General features: G+C 65.5%; 1 protein-coding gene. It reads left to right on the forward strand.

Annotated features, from left to right (window positions below; all coding sequences use genetic code 11):
- Window positions 1-93: 93 nt before the first annotated feature.
- The coding region (locus E2C06_RS39050) for an IS1595 family transposase (RefSeq protein ID WP_241671655.1) at window positions 94-730 on the forward strand (637 nt) is incomplete at its 3' end.

Consider the following 730-nt stretch of genomic DNA (forward strand, 5'->3'; position numbering starts at 1 on the left):
CTGGCCGGAGGGTGTCCGCTGCCCTGCCTGCAGTAGCAGTACCGTGGTCCGTGATGGCTTTGACGAGACCCAAGCTCACCGGCAGCGGTATCGGTGCAAGACGTGTGCGGGCGCTTTGACGACCTCACCGGCACGGTGCTGGCCGGCCATCACCAGCCGCTACGGGTGTGGGTGCTGTGCCTGTATTTCATGGGTCTGAACCTTTCGAACCGTCAGATCGCCCAGGAACTGGGCCTCAACGTGTCCGATGTGCAGGCTATGACCGAGCAGCTGCGCCGCGACCTGGTCGTCAAGGCTCCCCCGGTGCGGCTGGCGGGCGAGGTCGAGATCGACGAGGTCTACGTCGTGGCCGGGCACAACGGCCAACCTGCGGCAGTTGCAAAAAAGGGCGGCTTGGACGCCGTCGCAGACTGGCGGGAGCGCCGGGCCGCGGTACGCTGGAGAAGGACAAACCACCCGTTGGAGGCAGTGCCTCCAACCGGCCTGAGCCAACGCGGTGGGCAGGTCGTCATGCGCATGCTGGCCAATGTGCAGCAGAAAACGATCCAGCCAATTATCGAGGCCGCCGTCGCCAAGGGCGCTCGCATCCATACCGACGAATACGACATCTACGCCCGCCTGCCGGCCTGGGGCTATCAGCACACGACAGTCTGCCACGCTCGGGGCGAGTACGCGCGCGACGAGGATGGCGACAGCTTCCGCGAGATCCACGTCAACACCATGGAGGGGA

It is taken from the genome of Dankookia rubra, from assembly GCF_004355005.1.
GTDB classification, from domain to species: Bacteria; Pseudomonadota; Alphaproteobacteria; order Acetobacterales; family Acetobacteraceae; genus Paracraurococcus; species Paracraurococcus ruber_A.